This window comes from Treponema sp. R8-4-B8 (genome assembly GCF_054786175.1).
Map to the genome: position 1 here is coordinate 279,990 of NZ_BDHE01000489.1, position 25,737 is coordinate 305,726.

A 25,737-nucleotide genomic window follows, 5' to 3' on the forward strand; every position below is an offset into this window, starting at 1 on the left:
TGAAATCCAACGAACACTCGTTGAAATCCAACGAACACTCGTTGAAATCCAACGAACACTCGTTGAGTACCCAACGAACGTTCGTTGAAAATCAATGAACACTCGTTGAAAATCAATGAACACTCGTTGAAATTCAATGATCATTCGTTGAAATTTAATCATTTTTGGGGTAAAAACAGTGGGAAAATGTCTTATTTTAAGAATAAAGCCCTAAAATGTGTCAATTTGACACACTTTGGCGGCATGGATGCCGCTGTTATAATGCTGTGGAGTTTTGCAACGCAAAACTCCAAACTAAAAAATTGACATGGATGTCAATTTTTTAGTCAAATTCTCCTTCTTCGGTTTTTTTGAAACTTCCTGTTTCCTTAAATGTTTCGTCTATTATTTCGTGTTTGCCGCCTACCAGTTTGGGTTTGATGTTTTCAGCTTTGATTATTCCCTCTTTTTTTCCTTTCGATATGGCTTTGAAGTCTCGGACTGCTTTTTTCTCGGTTTCTATCGGTTCGCCGTTTGCGTCCGTTCTTCCACTGCGTTTGTAGAATACTCTCAAGTCATTGTAGATTGTTTCCGCTCCGTCTATTCTTCTGCGTGCGGCTTCTTGAACTGCTTTGTAGAATTCGCCTGCGTCCGTGAATGTGATGTCGGCGGCTTCGACTACCATGTTCCTGATGAATTCGCGTAACTGGCTGCAAGCGTCAAATATCGTGCGGAGTGTTACAAAGTATTCAAAGCTTTCTTGAAATTGACCGATTGACAGATAACGTGGCAGGAACTCTTGATTTTCGGAGGCAAATAAAAACGCCCTTTCAATGAAGCCTTGTCTTTTTATGCCTACGCCGTTGAGCCTCGCTCTATCAAGCGGTCGCAAGTTGGCGGCGGCTTCTTTCAGTATTTCCTTTACCAGTCCGAATGAGTCCAATATTTGAATGATTTCTTCTTCCGTGAGCAATGGATTGTTCGGCTGTGTTTTCGTGTTGATTGATTTCGATTTAACCGCCGGTAATTGCGTTAGGGCTTTGATTGCTTTTAATGCGGAAGTGGCGTCTGCATTTTTCGCTCTTTTGGCGGAAGTCTCGGGCGAAGCCCGGCTTCCGCCACGTTTTGTGGTAGTGGTAGATTTCTTTGCTTTTGCAGTGGGTTTCTTTGTTGCTGTTTTTTTACTAGCCGCTTTAGCGGCAGGTTTCTTGGTACTCATGGTTAATACTCCTTCTAATTTATTTTCACTTTCTATGAAAGTGTTTTTATACGCTATATCTAGTGTCGCCAATTTCTTGACGACACTATGAAATATTGGTGTCAGACACCCGTGCGCCTACTATCCAGTGATAGTCAGCCGCCCATTGGTTGCCGCATCAGATACTACAACATCATAGCCGCACACCACCATTGAAAATCCGATTACCGCCATAAGAGCCATAATTCCTAGTTTGACCTTATTCAGCATAAACGTATCCTCCAAAATAATATTATATTATTCATTTAATTTTTTCAATCTTCCCTTTGCGTCCTTTGCGTGATGAATTGTGAATAAGTTGTGCCGCAGGCACCGGTGTTTCTACTGTTTTATTAACCTACCCCACATAGAGCGGTGGTCGGCTGTATTACGCCACTACCAAAAAGTGGTGACAGTTACAAGTTGCGTTTACTTAGGAGACACCAGTTTTGTTACCTAATATTCATACATATACATATAATATTTATTATAAAATGGAACTTTTGGAACAACGACCCATGTGTTGTCACCATAGGCAAAGGCGCCGATATCGGTGTCGAATATGACATCTACCGCAGTCCATGTCGTGCCGTCTGTCGATGTCGCCATTTTGCCGTTACCGCCCGCTGCGATAAACTTACCGTTGCCATAGGCGATTTCAGAGATACTGGCTTTATATGTATTACCATTATATGTGTAATCCCAGATACCGCTGTCCGCTACCGCCGTCCATGTCGTGCCGTCTGTCGATGTCGCCATTTTGCCGTTACCGCCCGCTGCGATAAACTTACCGCCGCCATAGGCGAGGGCAATGATTGAATCGAATATGCTACTTACGTCTACCGCAGTCCATGTCGTGCCGTCTGTCGATGTCGCCATTTTGCTGTTATGGATTGCTTGTACATAACAGCCTGCGACCCACTTTCCGTTGCCATAGGCGATTTCAGAGATACTGGCTTTATTTGTATTACCATTATATGTGTAATCCCAGATACCGCTGTCCGCTACCGCCGTCCATGTAGTGCCGTCTGTCGATGTCGCCATTTTGCCGTTACCGCCCGCTGCGATAAACTTACCGTCACCATAAGCGATTGCGTAGATGCCGCCGTCGAATATGTTACTTATGCGTACCAGCTTCATTGTAGTGTAGTCATCCTCCCAAGTCTCTAAAATACTAAAAGAACTATCCAAAGGATTATTACCAGCACGATGATGAACCCCTGCGACCCACTTTCCGTTGCCATAGGCGATTACTGAGACAGAATCATAACTACCTGGGGAATTACTAAAATGGTACTCCATTTCTGGCTTCCAATAAATTAAAGGAGAATTTCTTTGTGGTACACCTTCCACTACTCCATTCCCGGTCCCAATGAACCACTTGCCGTTGCCATAGGCTAAACAACTAATAGATCTAATTTTTATAAAATTAACTAAAAAACTTACTCGTTTTTCTTTTGCCCAAAAAGGTACGATAAAAGGTGCGCTGGTCTTGCTCTTTTCAGTATCATCATAAAAGGTTAAAGTGTAGCTTCCAGATTGCTCTATTTTTAAACGACTAATAGGAAAATTATTAGGATCACTCTCTTTACTCTCTCTTTTGATCTCTTTAGTGCCTATTCTCCAAAGGTAACTTCTGATGTTTATGCCTTCTTTTTGATTTGAAGGAACAAAATAACCTTCTAGCCAATCATATACATCATTATAACCAATTATGACTTCTCCAGGCAGTTCATCGTCTCTTTTGTCATCATCGCAAGAAGCCATTGCAAATCCAATTATCGTTAAAAGAACGATAATCCCGACTATCCACAGGATAGTTTTCTTTTTAAGTTCTGTTGTTTTCATAATGTACTCCTTCTTCGTTTGATTTGTATTAAAAAAGCCGTTCCTAACAGTGGACGGCGTTTTTCCGAGGATATTGAGAAATGTAACCACGCTGTGTTTATTTCGTTGAAATTGCGATGTTTCTTTGTTTTTAAGCTGGTTTTTAACGGGGGGGGCAGACTGTGTCAAAACTCTCATAATAATCATAGGGTTAATAATAAAAGTTTTAATAAAAATAGTCAATCTGAAAAAAACAGTATATAATAAACGAAACGACCATGAGGGGGAATGGACATGGAATTCATACAGGGCGAAGACAGGGGGCAGGCGATACTGTTTCCGGACAGCATAGACGATTACGTTGGAGAAAACAGCGCGGTGCGGGTAATAGACGCTTTTATAAACAGCCTTGACCTGTCCGAGCTGGAATTTAAAAGGCATGAGCCTGCGGAGACCGGGCGGCCGGCGTATGACCCCAAAGCCCTTCTGAAACTTTACGTGTACGGATACATGATGGGTGTTATCAAGTTTTGACACAGTCTGGGGGGGTACTATTGCTTTAATCCCGAAGCGATTTTGAATTTGGGTAGTAATCATCGGTTTTAAGTTGTTTGTGTAGTTGACACGATTATTTAAAAGATGTGTATAATTGCCTGTTGCCTGTTGCCTGTTGCCTGTTGCCTGTTGCCTGTTGCCTGTTGCCTGTTGCCTGTTGCCTGTTGCCTGTTGCCTGTTGCCTGTTGCCTGGATCAGTGCTTAAAATTGCCGAAGGCAATTTTAAGCTTGGAGTTTTGGCTGTTTGTATGTTCTTATTAGCCATGCGATTATTTTATAGAAATCTTTTAAGGTGTGCAAGGGGAAATTGGGGGGAATTATGCCCTTTAGCGTTCTAAGATGTATGCCCAATAAATCCTTGAGTACAGGCGGGCAGGCTGCGTGCGATGTAAAAACATCTTTCGGGCGTTCCCCGCCGGAGAGACTTTGGAATAAAACAAAGAAAATTCAGAGAATAAGAGTTCGGCGACAAACCCACGATAAAGCTTTCTACCCACGCTGTTTAGTCGCCGAAAGGCTCACAGCCAAATAAACGCACGGCGTAGCCGTGTGGATCAATAATGCCGCACGCTGAGAGCACCAATAAATGCCGCAGTCCCCAATAAAAGCAAGGACACCTTTAGGTGGCCGCCAGTGCGAGGCGGACTCTTACGAAGTTTTTACAGCGTGCGCAGCCTGCCCGCCTGTACTGAATAAATCCTTTGGGCATACATCTGTGTTGGGAGTTGGGGGAGATGAAGGCGGCAAGGGCGGCGGGGTCGTTTTCGGTTACGGAGTTGCGGTTGCGTGTTGCAAGTATTACCGAGCGCACGGCTGTTCGTTCTTTTCCTAAAAAACGGTAGCGGATTACTACTTCGCCTAGTATGCGCCCTTTGTCGGTAAAGCGTAATATCTCCGATGAGAAGTCAGCCAGTAAGGGGAGTTCCTTGCTGCGTCCTCTCGCTATAAAGGAAAGCGTTCCGCATGGGTATTCCGAAGACGTGTAGGGGGCGGCGCGGAAACTTACACGCACATCACGGATTTCGGCGTTTTCGTTGTTGCGGATAATAAGAGTGCCTATGGCGTTTTTCTGATATATCTGCATGAACGCGGGGTATACTTCTCCGTCTTGGTCAAATGTTATTCCTACGGTTTCGCGGTTTGTTTCTTTGCCTGTTTGAAATGTTATCTGCGCGGTTAATCCGGCATAAAGACCGGAACTGAAGATATTACCTTCTTTATCGAACTGCCGCCAACCTGCGTTTGCCGCCAATGTGAAGCCGGGGGTAAAACGGAAGCCTATTTCGCCGCCGCCTCGCCAGTATAAACTTGAATTGTCTGCGTTTCCGTCAATGCTAGGAATGTAGATGCCGAGAGAACCGTCGGCGCGGATAAAGAGGCGGGACAGGTGGAAATAGTATAAGCCTATGCCGCCGCCCAATGTATAGATGCTGACATTCTTTTCGGTTTCGCCTTGTATGCTGTTCATTAACAATCCGCCTTCGACACCTAATGTGTAGCCTATGCCGAGAGGATTTGGTAATACGCTTGATAGGTCAACTTCAAAGCCGAGGTCGCCGCCGCCGCCTATGCCGTACATGGCGTTGCCTTCGGCGGTCTGCACTTCCGAGGGAAGGTAGACGAAACCGCGGGGGCGGATATTGAAATCTAGCGCAAAGAGTAAAGAGGAGGGAGCAAAGAGCAGAGAGCAGAGAAAAATTAGCAATGAGGAATGAGCAGTGATTTTTGTTTGAGGGCTTGGCGTGGGGGGGCTTGCTTTGGTTAGTTACTTTGCTTATCGGTTGTTGATTTTTGATTGTTTTCATGCTATATTCTCCTTATGGAGCTGAAAATTGTTTTTGTACCTTCTGCGTTCAAACATAAAGTAAAAAAAGAAGACATTTTTCGGGCTTTTGAAACTTTTATTTATGAAGACCCGATTGATGATATTGGTTATAAATATCTTCTGCTTGGCTTTAACAGACATGGCAATTTGATTGAAGTAATGTATAATAAGATTAGCGTGGATACTATTAAAGTTTTTCACGCTATGCCTTGCCGTAAGGCTTTTCGAGAGATGATAGAATAGGAGAGATATATGGATAACTATACCGACATGACCGATGAAGAGTATGACGCTTTGGATGAGCTTTTGACAAAAACTACGCCTAAAATCAGAAAGGGCGAAGGTGGTTTTTTTACAGAACACCGCGCACGGATGCTGTTGCTTGATGAGACAACTATCCGTATTCTTGACGCACGGGCTAAATCTCTTCACCAGACCCCTACGGAATTTGTAACTCAACTTATTCGCAAGGATATGGCTACAGCGGTATAAACTGTTTTTTCTCGTTTCTAATTTCTCATTTTTTATCGGTTGTTGATTTTTGATTGTTTTCATGCTATGTTTTCCTTATTAGGAGATGTTTTTATGACTATTACACAGACTGTTGAGATACCGGAAAATAGGCGGGTGCATTTGGATTTTGATGTTCCGCGAGAAATACCGACAGGGAAGGCGCAGGTCGAGTTCAAAGTTATTCCTTTTGTCAAGAAAGAGGAAAAACCTGCAATATTACAAACAGATACGAAAACACCGCATACGGACACGCTTCTAAGCCTCCTTTCAAATATTGGTGAAGTAAACATCGATGAGATACGTGATGAAAGACTGGCGAGACACCTAAAATGAAAGTTCTCATTGATACCAATGTCGTTCTGGATGTAGTTCTTAAAAATGCTTTGTTTGAGGACAGTTCCAGAGCGATCCTTGATAAAGCTGAGCAATTGAAATTTACAGGATACATTTCCGCTTCGGCTGTAACCGATATTTTTTATCTTTCCCAAAAAAAACTTGGAAAGAAGATTGCGAAAGAAGTTATAAAAGAGTTGTTGCATATTTTTTACCCTGCTACGGTAACTGACGGCAATATTTATGAGGCTCTTGATTTGGATTGGAGCGACTTTGAAGATTCCGTACAATATGTTGTGGGGATAAGTTTTTCCGCTGATTACATTGTTACGCGCAATGCTAAAGATTACGCTTCTAGTTCCATTCCCGCTGTAACGCCTGAACAGTTTATTGAGATTATTAACGATATTTAAGAATAATTGATTATTTCCCATCACTGTCCCCCCACATTCAGCAACACGGGACAGCCCTGCGACACGGGGGCAAAGTTCCAGTAGGTTGATGTAAAGCCCATGCCGGGACCGGGGCTTGGGTTCGTTGTCCAGAATGATGAGCCGGATAATTGCGCGTTGGTTGCGTTTGCGCCGTCCGCGCTTGCGGCTGTTGGCGAACCACTTACGATAGTCAGTGGCAACGAATATGTGTAATAGCTTGCGTCCGTGCCGGTATAAATATTTGCGTTGGCATAGTTGTCAGCCGGGGCGATTCCCGCGCTATCACCGTAAACCCTGCCGATGTTTCGGGCGTTTCCGCCCTGCGCGGTAATGCTTACCATGCCGCCTGACCTGTTACGTCCGATGTGGGCTGTATTGTTAAGTACGCCTGACACCTTGTACCCCACTACGCCGCCTGCCCATGCGCCCGCGCCGTTTGAAGCATTTTTTGTCGTAACACTGCCGCCCGCGAAACTGCGAGAAATTTTGCCGCAGTTGGGGTCATTTGGGTCTGACGACGCGGGAACGAAAATCTGCACATAGCCTACAAGCCCGCCCGCGTAGACCCCTGCGGAGTCGGCGTTGGGATTATCAGCCGTAACGTTTCCCAGGGCGTAGCAGTCGGTAATGGATGCCCTCTGAGCCTGATTGTTCCCTGAAGTTTCGTTCCTGCCCATTAAACCCACAAGACCTCCGGCGGCAACCGGGGTGGTTCCGCCGGAACCTTTACTTGCCTTCACATTGCCTGTCGCGTAACATTCGTTGATTTTTGCATGGACACCATGTCCAATCAGTCCTCCTACGCTAAAATCAAAGTCCGCAGTCGATCCGCTGTGCACAGCGGTAACATCGCCGGTAGCGTAACACTGCGTCAAAGAAACTGTGCCTGCGTTCGATATGGAGGTTGTTAATCCGACAAAGCCGCCTATCCTGACACCTTTGTTGAGGCCAGTAGTAGTGGAGCCGCTAAAAGTGTTGACAGAACCTGTGGCAAAACATTTTTCAAGTCTTACACTTGTATTCATTTTTCCGCAGAAGCCGCCCGCGAATAACGCGGCATCGGCAGTGTTTTCGGCAGGGACACTGATATTGCTGGAACTGGAACAGTTTCCTATCGTACCAGCATCTATATTGCCGACAAAACCTCCGGTTATTATATCGTTACTGGCGGTTCCAGTAACACAAGTTTTTACAATTAGAGCGCTGGATTGGCAATTTTCGTAATTAACAATAGAACTCCCTCCTATAAACCCACCCGTCGAGATTGAGATGGCAGTACCTGTTTTTATAGATACAGTTCCGTATAGATAACGAGAATTACTGACAGAAATGTTATCCGCAGAACCAATCACACCACCTATATAAACAGGATTTATTTGTGTTGCTTGGACGACAATATCGCCGCTTGCTTCACAGCTGCTTGCTTCACAGTTTCCCGTGGCTCCACTGTTACTGTACATTCCTATAAGACCGCCGATATAGGTAAAGCCGGAGGAGATAAAGCAATTGAATGTATTAGGTATATCTATTTTCCCGATAAATTTACAGTTGGTAAGGTTTGTGTTGTAAATACTGCCGCCTATGCCGCCGCAATAGTTACTTCCTGATGCGCTATTGGTCTTGTTCATTTTCACCGTACCTGCCGAGACAATGTCGGTAAGTCTAACGCGGTAAGTTCCATTACTTTGACCAAAACCAACCACGCCGCCTACATAAAGGGAATAACCGACTGTGGCGTTAAGGCTGACATTTAACTCCATGCGGCAGTTTTGAATATTCGTCGTGCAGTTGGTTCCGCCAATGTAACCGGCTATGCCGCCCAGTCTGGTTTCAGCAGCGGCAGTAACGGTAAGCGTGCTTACTGCGTCCGCTCCCCGCGCAATGCAGTTGATAATAGCTGTGTTTCCTGTCGCCTGCCCCGCAATGCCGCCTATGCTGGTGGTTGATGCTGCACCGGTAATTGCCGGAGGATTATTGTAAATAACAGTCAGGTCGCGGATAACGGCGTTATTCGCTATACCGAACAGCCCCCTGTCAGCGGCGGTTCCGCCAATGCCGGATATTGTTACGGTATGACCGTTACCGTAGAATTTTCCGGTAAAAGTTCCCGGCGGCGTCCATGTTCCCAAATCAACATTTTGCGTAAGGACATAGGTTCTACCGTCAGCGGCTAATGTCGTGCTGAAATTTGCGCTCGTCAGTTCAACCGCCTGATTGCTGTTGTTTACGGTCATGCCTTTGCTTGTTGTTGTCGGGTCAGGTATGTTCCATATCTTGAACGTTACCGTGGTTGCTCTGCCGTAGGAATAAACAGCCGTTAGGGTTATGGTGTAGCCTGTTACATTACTTACCGCCTGTCCCGACCTAACGCCGGAATCGTTGATGGCGGGAACAGAGCTTATGGTATAATTATTTGTCGCGCTGTTTTGTTTGACCACGCCGTCTACCGCTATTTCAACGCTCTGTATGTTTGCGGGGTTTGTCCATGAGACATAGACAGTGTTTCTATTAGCAGTTGTCGCATTAGTTCCGTCCCGATATTCCGCGCTCCATGAACTTACCGCCGTAACGGTTGACGTGTTATAAGTAAGGCTCCCCAAAGAACCTGACCAGCCGCTTTCATTTCCAAGGCTGTCTTTGTACTGTACCTGTATGTTTCGGACGTTTGTTGAAGTGGGATTTGACATAGACGTTAAGCTCTGCGTTCTTGTAGTTGAATCAAGGGCGTACCAACTTGAAGGAGCGAGGACTTGGGAAGTACCTTCAACAATGCGGAAACGCCACTGGAGAGTAGACTGTTCTTCCATTGTCCAGGGTTTGTCCATGCTTGCCGCCATTTGCCGTATTCCGAAATTTCCGTTGTCTGCAACTCCTGAAAAATCCCCGGTTATGCTGAGGGTGTTGTTTGTGGAATTGTAATTGTACACGTTATTTGATATGGAAGCCTGACCGCTCAACGTAATGTTTGCGTTGCCGCTAGGCGGTTGGTTGTCATATACTACTGCCACAAAGCGACCTTCCGCCGAAGCGTTCTGCCAGATGTCAGGGGTTACGGGATCGCTTCCCGTCCGATACGGTATAACCGCAAGACGGATTATCCCAGGGTTTGTCGGATCAACTGTCCAAACATATTCCGCTTTGTAAAAAACAGTCTCGTTGGAATGGAGCGAGCGGTAGATAGCGCCCGCGCTGCCGGCTGTGTTTTCCATCGTGGTAAGAGGGAGCGTTGCTTCTCGTATCAGGCTGTCGTTTTCGCCACCCGCAAGGTTCGCATGGTCTATCTCCGCTATTTTAAGCGCGTCGGGCAACGGGTTCATTTCGGCAGGGATACTTGGGGACACGCTGAAGTACAACGTAACTTTATACTGCCCATCGGTTTTCCGTATTCTGCTGTCCCGCTCCCTCGGTCCTCCACGGTAGAAAAACTTTTCCGCGCTCGGCGCGTCAAGCGGGTTATGAATAGCCCATACGTCTATCGCGTTGTAAACTTTTTTTACCGTCAGGGTGTTGGTGCTGTATGAAAAACTTACCGGAGAAATCATACCATTTTTGTTATGCGCTAAAACTTGCGTCCCAACGGTTACGGTAATGAGATGGTCTCCCGGAGGAAAATTTGCCGAGTCCGGCGCGATGGTGATACAGCGTATTGACGTGTCGTAAAACGGCGCAAGAAAACACCCTATCAAATTGCCGTTTTCGTTTTCCGGCGTTAGTGGGTCGTCATAGAGTTCCCCTGTCGCTGTATTCTGTCCCATTATCTGTATATAGCCATCTCCAAAGGGAACTGTGCTGTCGTTTGAGTAGTCAAGGTCTGTGTTAAACCATATTTTGATCTGTTGTCCACGGCTGTAGGGTACGCCCGTAGGGGTAAGGGGCGGGTTGCTCATGGTAACTTTCGGACGCTCGTTGCACCAAGGGACGAGGACGACTTCATCTGCGTTGTTCACCGTTATCTTTGCCTTGCCGTTGGTTCCTAGCGTTACCGCCGCAATGGAATCTGATAACTGTTGGGCGCTGTTACCCGCTATCGCTTTGTTGTATTCACTCTCGCTGTACGCCCGCCATCCTTCAAATGCCCATATTGCTGACGGCACGAACTCCACATCGAAAGGAAAGGTTTGCCGTATTCCGCTTAATTGCCCTGCGGGCGGCGTCGCTGTTCCCCATCCTTCCGGCACGGCTATCCGCGCATTGGCGTTTCCGCTGTCCCATCCGATAGGCGCGATGACGATGGTGTCCGTGGCGGACATTCCTTCGGGCAGTTCATTTATTGTTATGCTCATCTCCAAGCCGGACACATTCAAAGGCGACCAGTCCAAGCCGCTTCCCTCTACGGTAATTTCACCGTCCTCTAGTTTCCATGTCGAGAACGCCGTATTGTTAACGCTCGCTTGCCATCCCCTAAACGGATACGCGGCGGACGGCTGAAAACTTACGGTAAAAGGAAACCCCTGCTTTATTCCGCTCAGTACTGCGGGAAAGATGCTCCCCAAATTGCCGGAAGTAGGCGCTATTGAAAGTTCCCCCGCGTCCGCTCCCCACGGGCCGATGATTAGCCGTTTCCCCTCTGGCGGCATATAGTATACAAATATCGTTACTTCAGTCCCATCGGAGTTTAACGATTCAAACCTGATCTGTTCTGCACCAAAAGGATTGTCCTTGTCATCGTTTCGCCATGACGCTTTTAACCCTTCGCCGTCAACCCACGCCCTCCAACCCCTGAAAGGGTACTGCGGCAATGGTTGAAAACTCAGTTTGAATGAATAGCCTTTTTTAACTATCTTGTCTTGAATTCCCATGGGGCTTGCCGTCCCCATGTTTCCCGCTTCTATCTGCAATGGCACCCAGGGCGCGGCGGCATAATCTACTTCATCGCTGATTTGTTGAAAAACGTCAACTTTTGGGCCTGTGAAGAGGTCGCAATTAACAATGAGCAATGAGCAATGAGCAGTGAGTAATGCGAGAAGCAGTGAGAAGTGAGACAATGAGCAATGTCGTTGTCCGTGGGCTTTGCGTGAATGTATCACGCTTTGATTGGTTTTATAGTTCATTATTCCATTATTAGAGGTTTTTTTGAGGGGAACAATAAGTTTATGGTATCATCAAGGTATCATTATGGTATCACTTTTGAGCAGGTGGTGATACCATCTTTATTCGCTCTTTACGCGCTACTTGAGCGAAGCTCGGCGCGCTAACGGTTGAAATGGCGGTAACTGTCAATTTTATGTATTAAAGCCTATTGTTCTGGTTTTTGGCGGTTTTTCAATAAGGTTGTTTAGGGCGATGATGATTTGTTCTATTGCCTTGTCATGTTTTGAAAGTTTATAGTCTGTATTTTCAATATATACCATGAGCAGTTTACGCAGTTCGGCGATTTGTTCATTTGTGTCGGTGTCGTTTTTGGTAAGCACATAATGGCGTAATTTCACGAATGCCCGCATAATGTTGATGTTTACCTCAATTGCGCGTTCAGAATTTATCACACTTGACAACATTGAAACGCCTTGTTCAGTAAAAGCGTAAGGTTTGTATTTTCTGGCGTCTTTATTAAAGGTCACAAATTGTGACCTTTGATTTTTCCATTCTTCATCGGTTAATTGGAACATAAAATCGGATGGAAAACGCTTAATATTGCGTTTTACAGACTGATTCATTACTTTTAATTCAACTCCATATAATTCAGCAAGATCACTGTCGAGCATGACTTTTTGTCCGCGAATTTCATAAATCAGATTTTGTATTTGCGTCAATTTTTCTGCCATGTAATTATTTTATCAGAATGAAGTAAAAAAAGCAAGAATAAGCGGTGATACCTAGCTTGCCAGCAAAATGGTTAGCAGTTCGCGCTTGTTTTCTTTTTCGGCTATGTTGAGTTTGCGGTATATTCCCGACAGGCAGGTTTTTACGCGGCTTTCGGAAAGGTTGACTTCATCGGCTATTTCCTTGTTTATCATTCCCCGCGCTGCAAGCATGGCGACTATGAGTTCTTTTTCGGTCAGGAGCGATGCCGCAGGTAACGCGCCGCCGGAAAGATTTAAGAAATTCGTTACGCGCATACGGAATTCGTCAATGTCGTAGGGTTTGGTGATATAATCGTTTCCTCCGGCTTTTAATCCCGCCAGTACATCGGTGCGTTTCGCTTTTGCCGTCAGAAAAAGTACGGGCGCGTCGCTTACTTCGCGCAGTTCTTCAAGAAAATCAAGCCCGCTTCCGTCGGGGAGCATTATGTCAAGTACCGCTACGTCGGGGACGGCGATTTTTATGCGTTCCCGCGCCTGTTCTATGGTTTGCGCCGTGAGTACCACAAGCCCGTCTTTTTCCAACATTCTGCGGTTTATGTCCAGTATTTTCTCGTTGTCTTCAAGAAGTAAAACGATTCCTTTTTCTTCCATAATTAATGCCCCCTGTCAATTCCGTGCAGGTTGACGGTAACGGTTGTGCCTTGTCCCTGTCCGCTTTGTATGCCGATGTTGCCGCCGTGCTTTTGGGCTATTTCACGGCAGATTGAAAGCCCTATGCCGCTTCCGCCGTGTCTGCCTGTGCCGCGCTCAAAAATATGCGGCAGTGTGTCCGCTTCTATGCCGCAACCGTCATCTTTTATCGTTATTGTTACGTCAAGACCGTTTGCCTTTACCGTTAGGTGAATGTTTTGGCACTGTGAATGGATTATCGCGTTCTGTAATATGTTCCATAATAATTGCGTCAACAAGCCTGAGTCCGCGAGTATGCGGGGAATGTTTTGCCCGATTGCCACGGTTAACGCGCGTCTGTTCCGTTTGGCGACTGGTTCAAAAAGCCGCGCGATTTGCGCGGATAATTCGCCTATGTCTACGGGCGCGATTTTTTGTTCGTCTGCGGGCGTTTCGGTTTCGTGTCCTTCGGATAGCAATATTTTAAGCGTGCCGTCCGCCATTTCCGCAAGGCGTTTCGCTTCGCTCGATATTGTGGCAAGGTCGGCGAGGGTTTGTTCGTTTGCCCCGTTCTCCCTGATTTCCTCAACGGCGAATTGCGCGTATGCCGACATGACGGTAAGCGGGGTTCGCATTTCGTGGCTCATGTTGGCAAATAATTCCCTTTTTGCGCGGTTAAGTTCGTCCAGTTGTTTTCTCTGGATTTCAATTTTTCGGTCTTTGTTTTTTCTTGTCAATTCAATTACTATCATCTGCGATGAAACGATAAAATAGCCTAAAATTACCCGTAATGCAAAATCAGAATGATAGTCAAATCTTGAAAGACCGGGTATAAACAACTGCAATGATATTATTACTCCGACTATCACGGTTATTATTATGCCGCGTAACATTCCCAATAGTAATATCGAGGCAAGCGGGATTGAAAAGACGTACATAAAGTTTGCGCCGTGGGTTTTCCCGTCCCAGATGTGCATTATGACGAACAGGCTGAGGGCTATTATATAGATGAGCGATAAAAGGCTTATCCGTATTTTTGTCCGCGCAAGTAAAGTGATTACAAATGAAACGAATATGAAATAGTAACAAATCAGGCGGCTGAGAAATGCCCATTGCCAACCAATAGCCGCTGTTAACGCTCCAATGCCGATTATCCCGCCTATGAGCATATAATTTAAAAGTCCATATTGGATTACGTTATCAGATATGCCGAATTCGCTTTGGTCTTTATACCTTCCCGAAGTGAACAAATTGATGAAAAAACGCCGCAGGGGTTTGGTGTTTGGCATGAGGGAAGTATAGCGTTTCAAAAGAAAAAAGAAAAGAGAAGAAAGAAAAAAAGGGGAATGAGAACAAAACATTTTAAAAATTAAAATTATCCGCGTCCCGCAATTCACGGTGGGCGTGAAAAGTCGGTATTTGCGATAAATCCTCTGCGTCTTCATAACCTCGAGGATCGATTATTACCAGCGCGACCGCGAAAGCGCTTTCTTTATAATATACGGACAGTCCTTTCGCGTTAGAAACTTTTTTGGCTGTTGATTTTGAATATTCATATTTGCGGATCATATCGCCAAAATAACCGTTATTTGAAATTAATCCCCAGGGTGTGTCAACGCCCGACAATACGACAGGCAGTTTAGTTGACCACGCTATTTTTTCCATATTCATTCTGTATTGAAGGTATAAGTACAGTTGCTGTTTTTCCGAATAGTGGCTTAATACGGAAGCCAACGGGTTAAAAGCGAAAGCCTGCCAGAAATTTTTCGCTTGAACCAAAGGCGATCCAAAACCGCCGCTTGATAAATAAAGTATTGACATTCCGATAATCTGTTTTTCGGTAACATCCAAAAGCCGCTGAACAAAAAATCCAGGTTTTAATATTTGCTGGGGCTGTCCTGAAAGACAAATCCCGCCCATGTCTCCGTAATAAGAATCGATAAATGTCTTGGAGGTATATATTTCCATATCATGAAAATATTTCTCGTCTTTTTGTTCCATTTTTTCTAAAATGTCCTGCCACTTGGCGCGCTCCGCTTGCATGGAAGCGTAACCTGTCATTTTTTTTGCCGCCGCGTCCAGAGCGTCAAGGCTTATCTGTTTCTTTTTCGTGATAAGATAGGGGCTAAGTATCTCTTGCAAAACAGTATCGTCTTCCAACAGGCTGATAATTTTTTTGTCTTCGTTTAAACTAAAAAATAAAGTGTCCAAAAGATTCAATAAATATATAAATTGCTGATACGACAAAACATCGACGCTGATGTCGTCCTGCAAATAACTTAACCGTGAAGTGATGCTGTCCAATTCTTTGTATCTCTGTAACAATAACCCTGTCGCAAGACTTGAAAATTCATCGTCTGACTTGCCCGCCGTTCCCGCGAGAACAAGGGCGAGAATAAATTTCTGTTCTTCATTCAACATGTCAAACTCTTCCATAATAGCCGTTAAATTTTGTTTTTTCTCCTGAAGAGCGGCAATTGCCTTGTCTTGTTTCGCGATATCCTTTTTTATTTTCTTTATAAATTCTTCTTCGTTTGTTTCTTTAAGTTTTTCTTCCGAAGAAACTTTATCATTAAAGATTTTTTCCAAAGGCTCATTTAATTCAATAGACCATTTATTTATATATGTTAATACATTACCGGCGCTAAACGGTTCAGTGTTGGAAAGGGAGCCCCAAACTTTTTCTACCGGAACAAGATTTATCTGCTTTCTTGCAATTTCATCCTGATCAGAAGAACTTAGTATTATTTGTTTTACCGGCATAATAAAATTAGTTTTTACATTAATTTTTATTTGTGAATGTACATCGCCGTATTTAGTAAATAATTCGATAAAACTGGATGATTTCCCCGGTATGCTATACCCTGTCCCTATTCCTCTGATAACAGAACGCAATAAAAGGCCATGAATATTTAACAAATCCAACTGCTGAACATAATCGCTTTTCCATTGGCGGTCAAGCCCCGCAAGAAGCTGTTGTTGATAACCTGTAATTAATTCCGAAGTGTCAGGATGTTCCTGAACATACGCGTTTAGCAACTGTTTATATGAAACTTTGTCTTTTGCGGTAAAATAATGTTCCAGCCCCAAATCACGCATGAGGTTTTCAAACGCGAAATTTTCACGCACTTGTTCTTCGTCGCGGAATATAACGTCTATTCGCGGATATTCAAGATCACAGCCGTGGTTTCTTTCAATATATTCAAGATAGGCCTGCATATCTTTTTTGGGTTTGTCTAAAAGTTTTTTTGTATGCCATTTGTAAATATGCATTCCGCCGTGATCATTTATTACGCGAACCAGCCGGGAAATAATATCCGCTATTCCTGGGTCCTTGTACCGTTTTAAAAGGCCGGCATAATGAGCGCATAAATACACGCCGGTTGGTTTTTCAAGCAGAGATTTTACAATATCTAAATAAGCTTTAATCTCCACAGTAAAGTCCAGGCTATGAAAACCCCTCTGTCTTCTTATTTGCAGGGCATTTTCAATATCGTAGTCATACAGATTCATTGACTGGATATTTTTCAATTTGGCGATGCCGTTGGGGAAAGCCGAATTAAATGCCCGTTCAATCGCGGGCAGTTGTTCAATAATCGCGATTAATTGAACTAAATCAATTTTTCCCGACATATAATAAATAAAGTGGAGCGCGTTATTTCTCATAAAATAAAGGCACAATGGGTCTTGAAGCGTGATTCTCTGCCACGCGCCGATATAATTGTCAAGCATCGCGCTGTCGAGCAGTTGCGTTAGCTGAAACCGCGCAAGCGGCCTTCCAATGTATCTGACCAATACCACATCCCTTGCAAGGCGCGTTTTTCCCGATCCTAAATGCTCCTTATTAAAAGGAGGGCGGTCTTTTATCGTGTTAATTAAATCCGCGATTATTTGTAAAGCTTCCAAATGATTTTCATTCCACTTTCTCCAGTTATAGTCCTGATACATTCTTGGCAGGATGACATATTCGATAAACGCCCGCGGGGAAATTCCGTTTTGGGCGACTTTTATTAAGAGAGTTATAAAAGGTGATAAGACCTGCGCGTCTCCTTGATATTTGAATAAGACTTCTTCCAGCGCTCCCAATCCTTTTTCTTTATCCAGCGGATTAAGCCAATATTTGTTGCCTTTTTCCAGCCATACTATTAGTAAATTAATTAGTCCTATAGGGTTACGGCGTTTAAGATCGATGTTGACGGCGGCAAGAAACGGCCTGACAGCCGATTTACTTGATTTTGAATTTTCTATTTTTGAGCGAAATGCCTTTGATTTTAGATTGCCGAGCAATTCTTCGTTTGAAAAAGAGGCATCCGCAGTTTCGTCAGACTGCCCGTCATAGGCAATTTCCAATTCCGCGTAATCGTTATGGCTGTCCGGAACATTTGCAGGCGGCATATTAATTCTCTTTTTTTCTTCCTTTAATTACATGAAAAATATTTATCCCAATGCCATAAGCGTTGATTATCGCAACAGGCCAACTTTTGATAAATAATCCGTAAACCATAAAGCAAGCCGATCCTACAAGATTAAGAATACGAAAATAAAAATTATTGCTAATAGTTATTGATATCGCGATTAAAATTGACGCCAAGTAACCAACCCATTCAACCATAATGTCTCCTTTAGTATAAATACCGTTAATACTGTTCCCAAAACGCGACATCGCGGGGAAGAACAGTAGACCAGTAGGGGTTTAAATTGTGATCCGCGTTTTTATACACTTCGTAACGCAAAAGTATTTTCCCAATCCCCGCTTTCTCTCGGCGCAGATTTTCCTCCGTTATCGCCTGCGATAAAGCGTCACTCCACGATTTTGGAACGCCTCTGTCTTTATCTCCCTGCTCAAGCAGTATGGGAGTGTTTGGCGCGATTCTATCAAGATAGGTGAAATACGAAAAATCTTTCGCGGGGTATTCCCTTTTAAAACTTTCCGCCAATTCAGGATTTCTCGCGTAATGAGCCGCGCTGTCGGGATAACCCAGGCTGACGGGCGCCCAAAGTACCGTTGTAACAGGTTTTTGTATAATCGTTAAAAAGTGGAGCGCTACTTGCCCCCCGTTGCTGTGGCTCCACATTACAATTTTTTTAAAATTAGCTGGAAGAGTAATCCTGTCCGCTTGGGGAACAGAGGAATTAAAAATGAATAAATTATTTACAGGGCGTGAATTATCGCCCGTTGACGTTTTATTTCCGGCTGATTCAAGGCTTTTATATAACTCTACCGCGTTTATCGTACAATAAAATTGATGAAGAGACTCGGGTGCCGGAGTTTGTGAAGAAGAGCCGTAACCGAAAAAATCAGGCGCGATAACGGCCCAGCCCCTTTGCAGATAACTTTTTGCCGGATGCTCCGTGCCTTTTCCCGTGTAATAGTTTCCCGGATATTGATGGCCGCGAAGCATAATCACTATCCCTTTGATATTCTCCTGTTTTATGTTTGGAATGCTCAACCTCGCGCTTACCGTCAAATTCATAGAAGCATAAGTTACGTTATACGCGTATTGAAGCGCGTCACTAAACTTAAGTTTTTGTATTGTAATAGGGCTTGTTTTATACGGATATGATTGAAGGCTTTTCAAGGAAAAATCCGTAATTTTGTTCTGAGCGCCGGCATTCGAGGCAAGTATTAAATAAAATACGAATATTATTTTTTTCATTTAACCTTTTAGTATTATAACTTTTATTATTTCAATAATCAAGGCAAATAAATATTAAAAAGATTTTAATGTTATGCCCAAAGAACGCGCTATTTCCTTTATAAGGGAACAATTAATAACTTCAGTTTTTAGATGTTCCCTTAAATATCTTACAAAATTTTTTGTAGGGATTTTTCAACTCTTTTAATCTCTTTTTTATCTCTACGGTAATATCCGCGTCTTCTTCTTCAATGGCCTTGAGTATATGATTCCTTGAATCGCGGTTTGCCGTTTTAATTATTTTAACGATACTTTCAATCCCTCCGGCCGCGAAATAATTTTCGCTGGACAGGGAGAAAAGTTTCTTCTCCAGAATTCTCCCAATTTCACGCGTTACTTCGGGGTTGACGGTATCCATTGTAGCGATACGCAGAGACACTTCGCCCTGTATCACGTAAGGAAGATTTTGCAAAACAACCGAAGCCTTGTCAGGTTCCATATATGCCAGAACAAGGGCGATAACCTGCGTATGTTCCTGTTGGAGAAAACACGAAAAATATTCAAGGTCTACTCGCTTGACAAAATCAAAAGGTTTAAAATTAGTCCTCTCGTCTTTATTTGGAATATATCCGCTTTTTCCTTCCGATGGTTTTTCCGTATCAGATAACGTTTTAAGCAGATCATTCTTGAGCGTTTTAAGATAACGGACGATAAATAATACCGTTACAAGCCAAACAAGAATGAATGATATTCCAATAACAATATAGATCATTTTGATTCCTTGACTGCCGGCTTCGATGTCTTTGGAGTATTAGATTCGCTTTTTCCTAAGGCATTCGAGGTATCGCTGATATCAATAATCCTTACCCCGAAATTCTCGTCAATAATGACAATTTCCCCTGTTGCGATGAGGACTCCGTTTGCTTTTACGTCTACCGGTTCACCGGCAAGTTTATCAAGCTCAAGAATTGTCCCCTTATTCATAGAGAAGACTTCCTTTACTGTTTTTACTGTGGTTCCCAGTTCCACGGAAATCTTCATCGTCGCGTTTGACAAAGCGTCCGTTATAAGCGAATTAACTTTATCCATTTCCATATTATTTCCCTCCATTCCAAATGGGTTTTCAACATAATCGACAATCGTAATTCTTTTAGAGAACCGCTTGCGATCCGGTAATATTTGACATTGCCATACGCGCCTGTCCCCGCATTTCAGATAACAATATCCCGGGGCAAGCTGGTGAAGCGGCATGATCAGCGTTTTAACGGTCCATTTCCAAATTTCTTTGATAGGATAATCACGGCATAATATTTCCGCGGTCAGGCGGACGGGAACGTCTTCCCTGTTGTTTAAATTAAAATTTGTTAACGGGTTTAACGGCATATTATTCTGATTAATTCTATGCCAAATTGATAATTTCTCAATAATCGGTTCGATTGTAATATTGGGTATGCATATATTGATAACGCCAGTTACATTGCCTATTTTGGCTTCCATTGTTACTAAAACAATCATTTCCGCCGGTTGAACGATCTGGGCGAACTGGGGATTGGTATTGATCTGCCCCAGCCTGGGACGGAAATCTATTACCTGATTCCACGCTTCACTCATGTTGCCTAACATTCGCACGAGAACGCCTTCCATTATGTAAGTTTCAATATCGGTTAGTTCGTGTTGGGTTTTTGTATTCCCAAATCCGCCGCAAATCTTGTCAATAATTGAGAATGATATAACAGGATCAATTTCTATAAGCGCGTGCCCCTTGATAGGATCGGCAGGAGAATCTTCGTCTTTTAAAATCGGTTGAGATTCCATATTTATAGTCGCCAGAGTAGTAGGACACGGAACGCTGCGGATAAATTCTTCATAGGTAAGTTGATCTACCGACGTGACGCGAATATTAACCACGCTCCGTAATTGGGCGGAAAGACTGTTAGTCGCCAAACGGGCAAAGGTTTCGTGTATGATCGAAATCGCCCTTATCTGTTCCTTGGAAAATTTATCGGGGCGTTTAAAATTATATATTTTTATTTTCCTGCTGTCCGCAGTCGGTCTAAGGTCCTCCGGCTTGGTATCGACGGCGTTTATCGCGGCGAAAAGCTGGTTAACCTCATCCTGGGAAAGTACTATTGCCATTTTGCCCCTTTTATATTTAATTATAGTACGTTTATTTTATTACTTCAATAATATTTTTATAAAATGAATATTTTATGGGGATAATTCTGATTTATAATTGAATTAGACATGGAAAATTATGCCATTTATTATCAATTTTTACATTTTCTTTAACTATTCAAACGAATAGCCATAATAAAAAAATGTGAAAATTCTTTAAAATTTTTTGATTTTCGGTCAAGCGCCACGCATCTGCACGCCATATATAGTATCTAAAATTTTTCTTATGAAAAATTTTAGCCGGCGGTAGACTGCTGCCGGATCTTACAGAGGAGGATGTATATGAACAACCTCAATTCTATCTTAATCGAAGGCAATCTGGTGAGAGACCCTCTGCTTCGATCCACACCCAAAGGGACGCAAGTTTGCACGATGAGTCTTGCGTCAAATCGTTATTACAAGCAGGATTCAGGTTTCGAGAAGGAAGTTTCTTTCTTCGACGTTGAAACCTGGGCCAAGCTTGCGGAGGCTTGCTACTCAAAAGGCAAAAAAGGACGTGGAGTGCGCGTTGTAGGCCGTCTGAAACAAAACCGCTGGAGCGACCCCGAAGGCAAATCGCACTCAAAAATCACCATCGTTGCGGAACATGTGGAGTTTCGTCCCGAATTCAAAAAGGAAGCTACCCCCACGCCAAACGTTTCCTATGACGATGAGTATGACGGTGAAGAAAGCGGCGAACCTGTTTTAGCGGCGGCAGGAAGAGAGCTTGAAACTGTTGCATTCTAATCGTTAAAAACATCCTTCGTATAAAACGCTTGGATGGGGCAGGGGGATGTCTTTACTGGCCGAACCCTGCCTTTTTATTTGTGGTTATATTCTTACTTCTTGGACATCTCCAATGCGCCCTGTTCCGCTCTTGATAAATTAATAATTTTAGTTATATTATTATAGAAAGACGGCAACAACATAATTTCTTCGAGGGGGCGATATGTTACATAAAAATATTATTAAAACCGTTACGCTGCTTGGGGCGTTGGTTTTTATTCTCATAACAAGTTGCGCGACTTCAATTCAATTGGCCGTGCAAAAGCCGCCAAACTTGAATACTGCCGGCATCAGGCGCTTGGCTATTATGCCATTTGAAGCCAATTCAGGCGCTTATAGGGAGATGGCCCAATATGCTACTACAGTAGCGACAAACAGAATACAAGAGCTAAATTATTTTACTTTGATTAACCCTTCGGATATTGAACGTTTAAAAAGAAATAATCAAAATGTCGAGAGTTATATAGACGCTCAATTTGCCGGGCAGATAACTCGGATTAATATATCAAATGAAGCCCAAACCAGCTCGTATAAAAACAAAGACGGCGACATTATATATTATACCGATTATATAACTAATGTTGAAATTGAGTTTAATTATTATTTAGTGCTGGCTAGGGACAGCAGAATTATCGGGCCGATTTACAAGAAAAGAAGCAGAAGCGAAACAAGCAGAGAAAGGTATCCCCTTTCAACTGCTATTCTTAGGTCAATTATTGACGAGCAGTTAAGGTATCTTGCCCGTGATATTGCACCATATTATGTGCATGAAACCAGGACTTTTGTGACGGAAAAATCAAAAGATAAAGTTTTAATAGCGGAAATGAAAAATGCCCTTTCGCTGGTAAAATCGGGAAATTACAGGTCCGCCCTTGACGCTTATCTTGGGATTTATGAACAGTATAAAAACATCGCCGCGGCGGAGAATGTGTCTATTCTTTACGAATCGTTAGGTGAAGTACAAACCGCCGCGGATTTTATGCGGCAGGTTTACAGTGAGACGGGAAGCCCAGAAGCGGTGAATGTGCTTGCGCGGCTGAATAGAATTTTACGGGATCAGGCGACTATTGCCAGCGACTACGGCGACACGCGGGATCAAACAAAAAAAATTGCCGATTTCGCGAGCGGCGAAATACAAAAAGTTCTTCCCAAAAACGCGAGAGTATGGATTTATAACGACTCAACTAAAGACGCCCTGGCGGTCGCGATTGCTGACAATATAATTTCCGACTTTATCAGCAGAAAAATTAGCGTTGTTGACCGGCAAAACGCCAAATTAATCGAAGCTGAACAAAAATTCAACATATCCGGCTATGTAAGCGACAATGATTTTCTTAGCATTGGCAATGCCGTAGGCGCTAACACAATTGTAGTTATAGGCATAAACGGAACCGGCTCAATGCGCCGTCTCCAAGTGCGCGTATTGGACATTGAAAAAAGCGTTACAATTATGCAAAGTGACACAACCGAAAAATGGAAGATCTAAGATTTTACGAAAGAATTTCTCACAAAGATCACGAAGGAACAAAGATCACAAAGGAGGATCTGGGGTCTCTGTCCGAAGGCTATGCGTGAGCTTTACGATAAGATAACGGACAAAAACCCCCTCTTCCCTCTTCTTTGTGTTCTTCTCTTTCTTTGTGCTCTTTGTGTGAGATCTTTCGAATAAATTTAAGGTTTACTAACAAAAAAGCCGTCTTTCCAGTTAAAGCGGCTGGAATTTGGCAGGGGGGCGTTTTCATTTACTGAGCGGATCAAATCACGGTAGTTTGATTTTTTTAATGCATGGCCTGATAAATCAATTATAAAACGCCCAAAACCGGCTTCTTTTAAAAACGGAATTTTATCAATAATAGAGAAATATTTTTTTGGGTAAACGCGCGAGCCTTCGGGGCTTGTTTCAAGTAAAAACTCTTCATCCATGTTATCTGCAAATAAATCAAAATCAAGGACAGGGCTTAGGTTTGCTTTTATATTGAATAACGGCGGCCACGCAAAAACCGTAATAAAGAATTTTGAATGTAACGCGCCGCGGCTTTGCCGTTTTTTGCCCTCTTTTTTCCCACCGTTACGGCTTTCTATGCCCAATGCCCGCTCCAAATTTTGTCTGTTATTTTCCAATGGCGAAACAAAACCGTCCGCGCCAAGGGAAGAAACAAATGAAAGCGCCCATGAATTAAACATATAAAGCCACGGACCGGCTATTAATTTAATATTTTCGTAATCCCTGAAAAGAGAAAAATGCCCCGGATTATTCAATACATACTGATAATAACCTTTTTCCGTTAGCAGATTGATTTCTTCAGCCATTTTTTCATTTTCATAACTCGCGATTTCCTGAGGAAACCACGGATCAAGCGTTAAAATAATTTCAGCAGGTTTGAATGGCAGGGGCGGCTTATTGTCATCTAACAAATAATTCGCGTTTTTTGCTGACAGGGTAAGCATCACTCTCTGCGGACGTGAAGACTGCACAACGTAAAAATCTTCGGGGCGGGAAACTGCGATATACAGTCCTTCAGGAAAAGTTTCGGCGTTTTTTGAATGTTTGTCGCGATTTTTCAGTTGGCGTACCTGTATTTGCGGGAATGGCGCTTTTTCCCTGCCCGGCCCCTTTCCGCCGGATACTTTAGTAATTATTGGCGCATAACGCTTTGCCATCTCTTTTATTTGTATCAGGTAGACATGGTCGCCAATATCTCCCTCAGGCGCGGAAATCCAGTAACCGGAATGTCCGCCGTCTTCCTGCGCGAATGTCAATTTATGAGAAACCCTGCCAGAGTCATCGCTGTGATGTATCCGCACCGAATCCCGCACGGAAACGGCAATCCCTCTCGGCGGGCAGACAAGGGCGCGTCTTTCGTCGCCCGTACCCTTTACTTTTAAAATTGTACCAAGACTGATGCCCGTGCCGCCGTCCTGCGCTGGGTTCAGCCAGTCAATGCCATTGTCATTTTCTGAAGTGCTGTTATTCGTTATTTCACCGTCTTTCGTGAGATTCAGCCAGTTAATGCCTTTGGTTTCTGTATTTTCTGAAGCGCCGTTATTCGCTATTTTACCGTCTTGCGCGGCGGTTTTTGCTCGTCCTTCAAAAAAATACCGTGTCTTTGGCCGCGCAAAATCGTTACGCAAAATTTCCTGTCCGCGCTCAATGCTTCGCTGAATAGCGTCTTCTGTGCCATAGGCGCTAACGTCATTAACACTAGCGTCATTAATAACAGCGCTATTAGCAATAGTGCCATGAGCGCAAGCATCCTGGATGCAAGCATCCAAGACAAGCCGGTAAGCAGAAACAACCGTTCCCACATAGGACGCGCTCTTCATTCGCCCTTCAATCTTCAGGGCGCTGACTCCGGCGGCGGCTAACAGCGGAACGCTCTCCAAAAGCTGCAAATCGTTGGGGCTGAAATAGTAGCCGTTTTCGCCTCCGCTTTCCGCGCCCGCTCTATGGTACAATCTGCGGCACGCCTGTGTACACATCCCCCTGTTAGCCGATTTCCCTCCCAAAAAACTGGAAAAAAGGCAAAGCCCAGAAACGCTGATACACAATGCTCCGTGGACAAAAACTTCAAGTTCAAGGTTAGTTTCGCTTTTAACGCTTTTTATCTCTTCAAGTGAGAGTTCCCTCGCCAAAACCACGCGCGAAACGCCATGCCGCGAAAGGGCGTTTGCCCCTCTTGCCGACGCGATATTCATCTGTGTGGAAGCGTGGAGCCGCAGAGAAGGAAACTCCGCTCTTGCCATTGCCACAACGCCGAAATCCTGAACAATAAGCGCGTCCGGCCCCTGATTGGCAAGATATTTTAAAAACTGGTACATTCTGTCCGCTTCGCGCTGTTCAAAAACAGTGTTTACCGTAACATAGACTTTTTTCCCCATCTTATGCAGGGAACGCAGGGCGGTTTCAAATTGCGCGTAGGTAAAATTGGCGCTTCTTAGACGGGCGTTAAAATCCTTCAAACCGAGGTAAACGGCGTCTGCGCCTTCGCCGATTGCCGCGTCAAGCGCCTCAGGCGATCCTGCTGGAGCGAGTAATTCCATGGCTTAT

22 protein-coding genes and 1 pseudogene are annotated in these 25,737 nt (G+C 43.9%); 7 read left to right on the forward strand and 16 right to left on the reverse strand.

What is annotated here, in order from left to right; translation table 11 throughout:
- Positions 1-322: 322 nt before the first annotated feature.
- The 3 genes from ACYVRA_RS16540 to ACYVRA_RS16550 all read right to left on the reverse strand — a co-directional run bounded on the left by ACYVRA_RS16540 (position 323) and on the right by ACYVRA_RS16550 (position 3,064).
- Positions 323-1,198: a hypothetical protein gene (locus ACYVRA_RS16540; RefSeq protein WP_461253838.1), complete on the reverse strand. Its 876-nt coding sequence runs from the start codon at positions 1,196-1,198 to the stop codon at positions 323-325.
- A 120-nt stretch (positions 1,199-1,318) separates the two neighbouring features.
- Positions 1,319-1,447 carry a hypothetical protein gene (locus ACYVRA_RS16545; RefSeq protein WP_461253839.1) on the reverse strand — a complete coding sequence of 43 codons (129 nt, stop codon included), beginning with the start codon at positions 1,445-1,447 and terminating at the stop codon, positions 1,319-1,321.
- Positions 1,448-1,672: 225 nt separating this feature from the next.
- A complete protein-coding gene (locus tag ACYVRA_RS16550) occupies positions 1,673-3,064 on the reverse strand; it encodes a WD40/YVTN/BNR-like repeat-containing protein (RefSeq protein WP_461253840.1) in 1,392 nt (463 codons plus the stop codon).
- A gap of 273 nt (positions 3,065-3,337) precedes the next feature.
- Here ACYVRA_RS16550 and ACYVRA_RS16555 point away from each other — a divergent pair, with 273 nt between their 5' ends.
- Positions 3,338-3,577, forward strand: coding sequence for a hypothetical protein (locus ACYVRA_RS16555; RefSeq protein WP_461253841.1), 240 nt, complete (start codon positions 3,338-3,340; stop codon positions 3,575-3,577).
- Positions 3,578-3,671: 94 nt separating this feature from the next.
- Here ACYVRA_RS16555 and ACYVRA_RS16560 read toward each other — a convergent pair whose 3' ends face one another.
- Positions 3,672-3,863, reverse strand: coding sequence for a hypothetical protein (locus tag ACYVRA_RS16560; protein ID WP_461253842.1), 192 nt, complete (start codon positions 3,861-3,863; stop codon positions 3,672-3,674).
- 354 nt (positions 3,864-4,217) lie between these two features.
- Positions 4,218-5,201, reverse strand: coding sequence for a hypothetical protein (locus ACYVRA_RS16565; RefSeq protein ID WP_461253843.1), 984 nt, complete (start codon positions 5,199-5,201; stop codon positions 4,218-4,220).
- 216 nt (positions 5,202-5,417) lie between these two features.
- Here ACYVRA_RS16565 and ACYVRA_RS16570 point away from each other — a divergent pair, with 216 nt between their 5' ends.
- The 4 genes from ACYVRA_RS16570 (at position 5,418) to ACYVRA_RS16585 (ending at position 6,682) form a co-directional block, all read left to right on the forward strand.
- Positions 5,418-5,666, forward strand: coding sequence for a hypothetical protein (locus ACYVRA_RS16570; protein WP_461253844.1), 249 nt, complete (start codon positions 5,418-5,420; stop codon positions 5,664-5,666).
- Between the two features lie 9 nt (positions 5,667-5,675).
- The gene (locus ACYVRA_RS16575) at positions 5,676-5,915 is read left to right on the forward strand and encodes a hypothetical protein (protein ID WP_461253845.1); all 240 of its coding nucleotides are present in this window, start codon (positions 5,676-5,678) and stop codon (positions 5,913-5,915) included.
- A 93-nt stretch (positions 5,916-6,008) separates the two neighbouring features.
- The gene (locus ACYVRA_RS16580; RefSeq protein WP_461253846.1) at positions 6,009-6,269 is read left to right on the forward strand and encodes a hypothetical protein; all 261 of its coding nucleotides are present in this window, start codon (positions 6,009-6,011) and stop codon (positions 6,267-6,269) included.
- Positions 6,266-6,682 carry a PIN domain-containing protein gene (locus ACYVRA_RS16585; protein WP_461253847.1) on the forward strand — a complete coding sequence of 139 codons (417 nt, stop codon included), beginning with the start codon at positions 6,266-6,268 and terminating at the stop codon, positions 6,680-6,682. The genes ACYVRA_RS16580 and ACYVRA_RS16585 overlap by 4 nt, the downstream gene beginning before the upstream one ends.
- 20 nt (positions 6,683-6,702) lie before the next feature.
- On the opposite strand, the gene ACYVRA_RS16590 is transcribed toward ACYVRA_RS16585, so the two are convergent.
- From ACYVRA_RS16590 to fliM, 10 genes and pseudogenes are all read right to left on the reverse strand, one after another.
- Positions 6,703-11,754 (reverse strand): beta strand repeat-containing protein, encoded by a 5,052-nt coding sequence (locus tag ACYVRA_RS16590; protein WP_461253848.1) that lies wholly within the window; start codon positions 11,752-11,754, stop codon positions 6,703-6,705.
- A gap of 171 nt (positions 11,755-11,925) precedes the next feature.
- Positions 11,926-12,465: an ORF6N domain-containing protein gene (locus ACYVRA_RS16595; protein ID WP_461253849.1), complete on the reverse strand. Its 540-nt coding sequence runs from the start codon at positions 12,463-12,465 to the stop codon at positions 11,926-11,928.
- Positions 12,466-12,516: 51 nt separating this feature from the next.
- A complete protein-coding gene (locus tag ACYVRA_RS16600) occupies positions 12,517-13,095 on the reverse strand; it encodes a response regulator (protein WP_461253850.1) in 579 nt (192 codons plus the stop codon).
- A gap of 2 nt (positions 13,096-13,097) precedes the next feature.
- Positions 13,098-14,402: a sensor histidine kinase gene (locus tag ACYVRA_RS16605; RefSeq protein WP_461253851.1), complete on the reverse strand. Its 1,305-nt coding sequence runs from the start codon at positions 14,400-14,402 to the stop codon at positions 13,098-13,100.
- Between the two features lie 73 nt (positions 14,403-14,475).
- Positions 14,476-17,508, reverse strand: coding sequence for a hypothetical protein (locus ACYVRA_RS16610; RefSeq protein ID WP_461253852.1), 3,033 nt, complete (start codon positions 17,506-17,508; stop codon positions 14,476-14,478).
- 1 nt (position 17,509) lies between these two features.
- Positions 17,510-17,725, reverse strand: coding sequence for a YgjV family protein (locus ACYVRA_RS16615; RefSeq protein WP_461253853.1), 216 nt, complete (start codon positions 17,723-17,725; stop codon positions 17,510-17,512).
- A gap of 25 nt (positions 17,726-17,750) precedes the next feature.
- Complete coding sequence (locus tag ACYVRA_RS16620; protein WP_461253854.1) at positions 17,751-18,770, reverse strand: alpha/beta hydrolase family protein; 1,020 nt, start codon at positions 18,768-18,770, stop codon at positions 17,751-17,753.
- 121 nt (positions 18,771-18,891) lie between these two features.
- Positions 18,892-19,521: a hypothetical protein gene (locus ACYVRA_RS16625; RefSeq protein ID WP_461253855.1), complete on the reverse strand. Its 630-nt coding sequence runs from the start codon at positions 19,519-19,521 to the stop codon at positions 18,892-18,894.
- A complete protein-coding gene (gene fliN, locus ACYVRA_RS16630; protein WP_461253905.1) occupies positions 19,518-19,859 on the reverse strand; it encodes a flagellar motor switch protein FliN in 342 nt (113 codons plus the stop codon). The genes ACYVRA_RS16625 and fliN overlap by 4 nt, the downstream gene beginning before the upstream one ends.
- 69 nt (positions 19,860-19,928) lie before the next feature.
- A pseudogene (gene fliM, locus ACYVRA_RS16635) lies at positions 19,929-20,885 on the reverse strand (flagellar motor switch protein FliM); the annotation flags it as partial.
- A gap of 321 nt (positions 20,886-21,206) precedes the next feature.
- Between fliM and ACYVRA_RS16640 the strand changes: the two are divergent.
- Entirely contained in the window at positions 21,207-21,650 is a 444-nt protein-coding gene (locus ACYVRA_RS16640) for a single-stranded DNA-binding protein (RefSeq protein ID WP_461253856.1), read from the forward strand.
- 202 nt (positions 21,651-21,852) lie between these two features.
- Positions 21,853-23,175, forward strand: coding sequence for a tetratricopeptide repeat protein (locus ACYVRA_RS16645; protein ID WP_461253857.1), 1,323 nt, complete (start codon positions 21,853-21,855; stop codon positions 23,173-23,175).
- A gap of 185 nt (positions 23,176-23,360) precedes the next feature.
- Here ACYVRA_RS16645 and ACYVRA_RS16650 read toward each other — a convergent pair whose 3' ends face one another.
- Complete coding sequence (locus tag ACYVRA_RS16650; RefSeq protein WP_461253858.1) at positions 23,361-25,730, reverse strand: peptidase U32 family protein; 2,370 nt, start codon at positions 25,728-25,730, stop codon at positions 23,361-23,363.
- Between the last annotated feature and the right edge of the window lie 7 nt (positions 25,731-25,737).

Bases quoted from the DNA above. Each gene is read 5' to 3' on its own strand.
- ACYVRA_RS16540 (WP_461253838.1), bottom strand. From the start codon at position 1,198: ATGAGTACCAAGAAACCTGCCGCTAAAGCGGCTAGTAAAAAAACAGCA.
- ACYVRA_RS16545 (WP_461253839.1), bottom strand. From the start codon at position 1,447: ATGCTGAATAAGGTCAAACTAGGAATTATGGCTCTTATGGCGGTAATC.
- ACYVRA_RS16550 (WP_461253840.1), bottom strand. From the start codon at position 3,064: ATGAAAACAACAGAACTTAAAAAGAAAACTATCCTGTGGATAGTCGGG.
- ACYVRA_RS16555 (WP_461253841.1), top strand. From the start codon at position 3,338: ATGGAATTCATACAGGGCGAAGACAGGGGGCAGGCGATACTGTTTCCG.
- ACYVRA_RS16560 (WP_461253842.1), bottom strand. From the start codon at position 3,863: ATGGCTAATAAGAACATACAAACAGCCAAAACTCCAAGCTTAAAATTG.
- ACYVRA_RS16570 (WP_461253844.1), top strand. From the start codon at position 5,418: ATGGAGCTGAAAATTGTTTTTGTACCTTCTGCGTTCAAACATAAAGTA.
- ACYVRA_RS16575 (WP_461253845.1), top strand. From the start codon at position 5,676: ATGGATAACTATACCGACATGACCGATGAAGAGTATGACGCTTTGGAT.
- ACYVRA_RS16580 (WP_461253846.1), top strand. From the start codon at position 6,009: ATGACTATTACACAGACTGTTGAGATACCGGAAAATAGGCGGGTGCAT.
- ACYVRA_RS16585 (WP_461253847.1), top strand. From the start codon at position 6,266: ATGAAAGTTCTCATTGATACCAATGTCGTTCTGGATGTAGTTCTTAAA.
- ACYVRA_RS16590 (WP_461253848.1), bottom strand. From the start codon at position 11,754: ATGAACTATAAAACCAATCAAAGCGTGATACATTCACGCAAAGCCCAC.
- ACYVRA_RS16595 (WP_461253849.1), bottom strand. From the start codon at position 12,465: ATGGCAGAAAAATTGACGCAAATACAAAATCTGATTTATGAAATTCGC.
- ACYVRA_RS16600 (WP_461253850.1), bottom strand. From the start codon at position 13,095: ATGGAAGAAAAAGGAATCGTTTTACTTCTTGAAGACAACGAGAAAATA.
- ACYVRA_RS16605 (WP_461253851.1), bottom strand. From the start codon at position 14,402: ATGCCAAACACCAAACCCCTGCGGCGTTTTTTCATCAATTTGTTCACT.
- ACYVRA_RS16610 (WP_461253852.1), bottom strand. From the start codon at position 17,508: ATGCCGCCTGCAAATGTTCCGGACAGCCATAACGATTACGCGGAATTG.
- ACYVRA_RS16615 (WP_461253853.1), bottom strand. From the start codon at position 17,725: ATGGTTGAATGGGTTGGTTACTTGGCGTCAATTTTAATCGCGATATCA.
- ACYVRA_RS16620 (WP_461253854.1), bottom strand. From the start codon at position 18,770: ATGAAAAAAATAATATTCGTATTTTATTTAATACTTGCCTCGAATGCC.
- ACYVRA_RS16625 (WP_461253855.1), bottom strand. From the start codon at position 19,521: ATGATCTATATTGTTATTGGAATATCATTCATTCTTGTTTGGCTTGTA.
- fliN (WP_461253905.1), bottom strand. From the start codon at position 19,859: ATGGAGGGAAATAATATGGAAATGGATAAAGTTAATTCGCTTATAACG.
- ACYVRA_RS16640 (WP_461253856.1), top strand. From the start codon at position 21,207: ATGAACAACCTCAATTCTATCTTAATCGAAGGCAATCTGGTGAGAGAC.
- ACYVRA_RS16645 (WP_461253857.1), top strand. From the start codon at position 21,853: ATGTTACATAAAAATATTATTAAAACCGTTACGCTGCTTGGGGCGTTG.
- ACYVRA_RS16650 (WP_461253858.1), bottom strand. From the start codon at position 25,730: ATGGAATTACTCGCTCCAGCAGGATCGCCTGAGGCGCTTGACGCGGCA.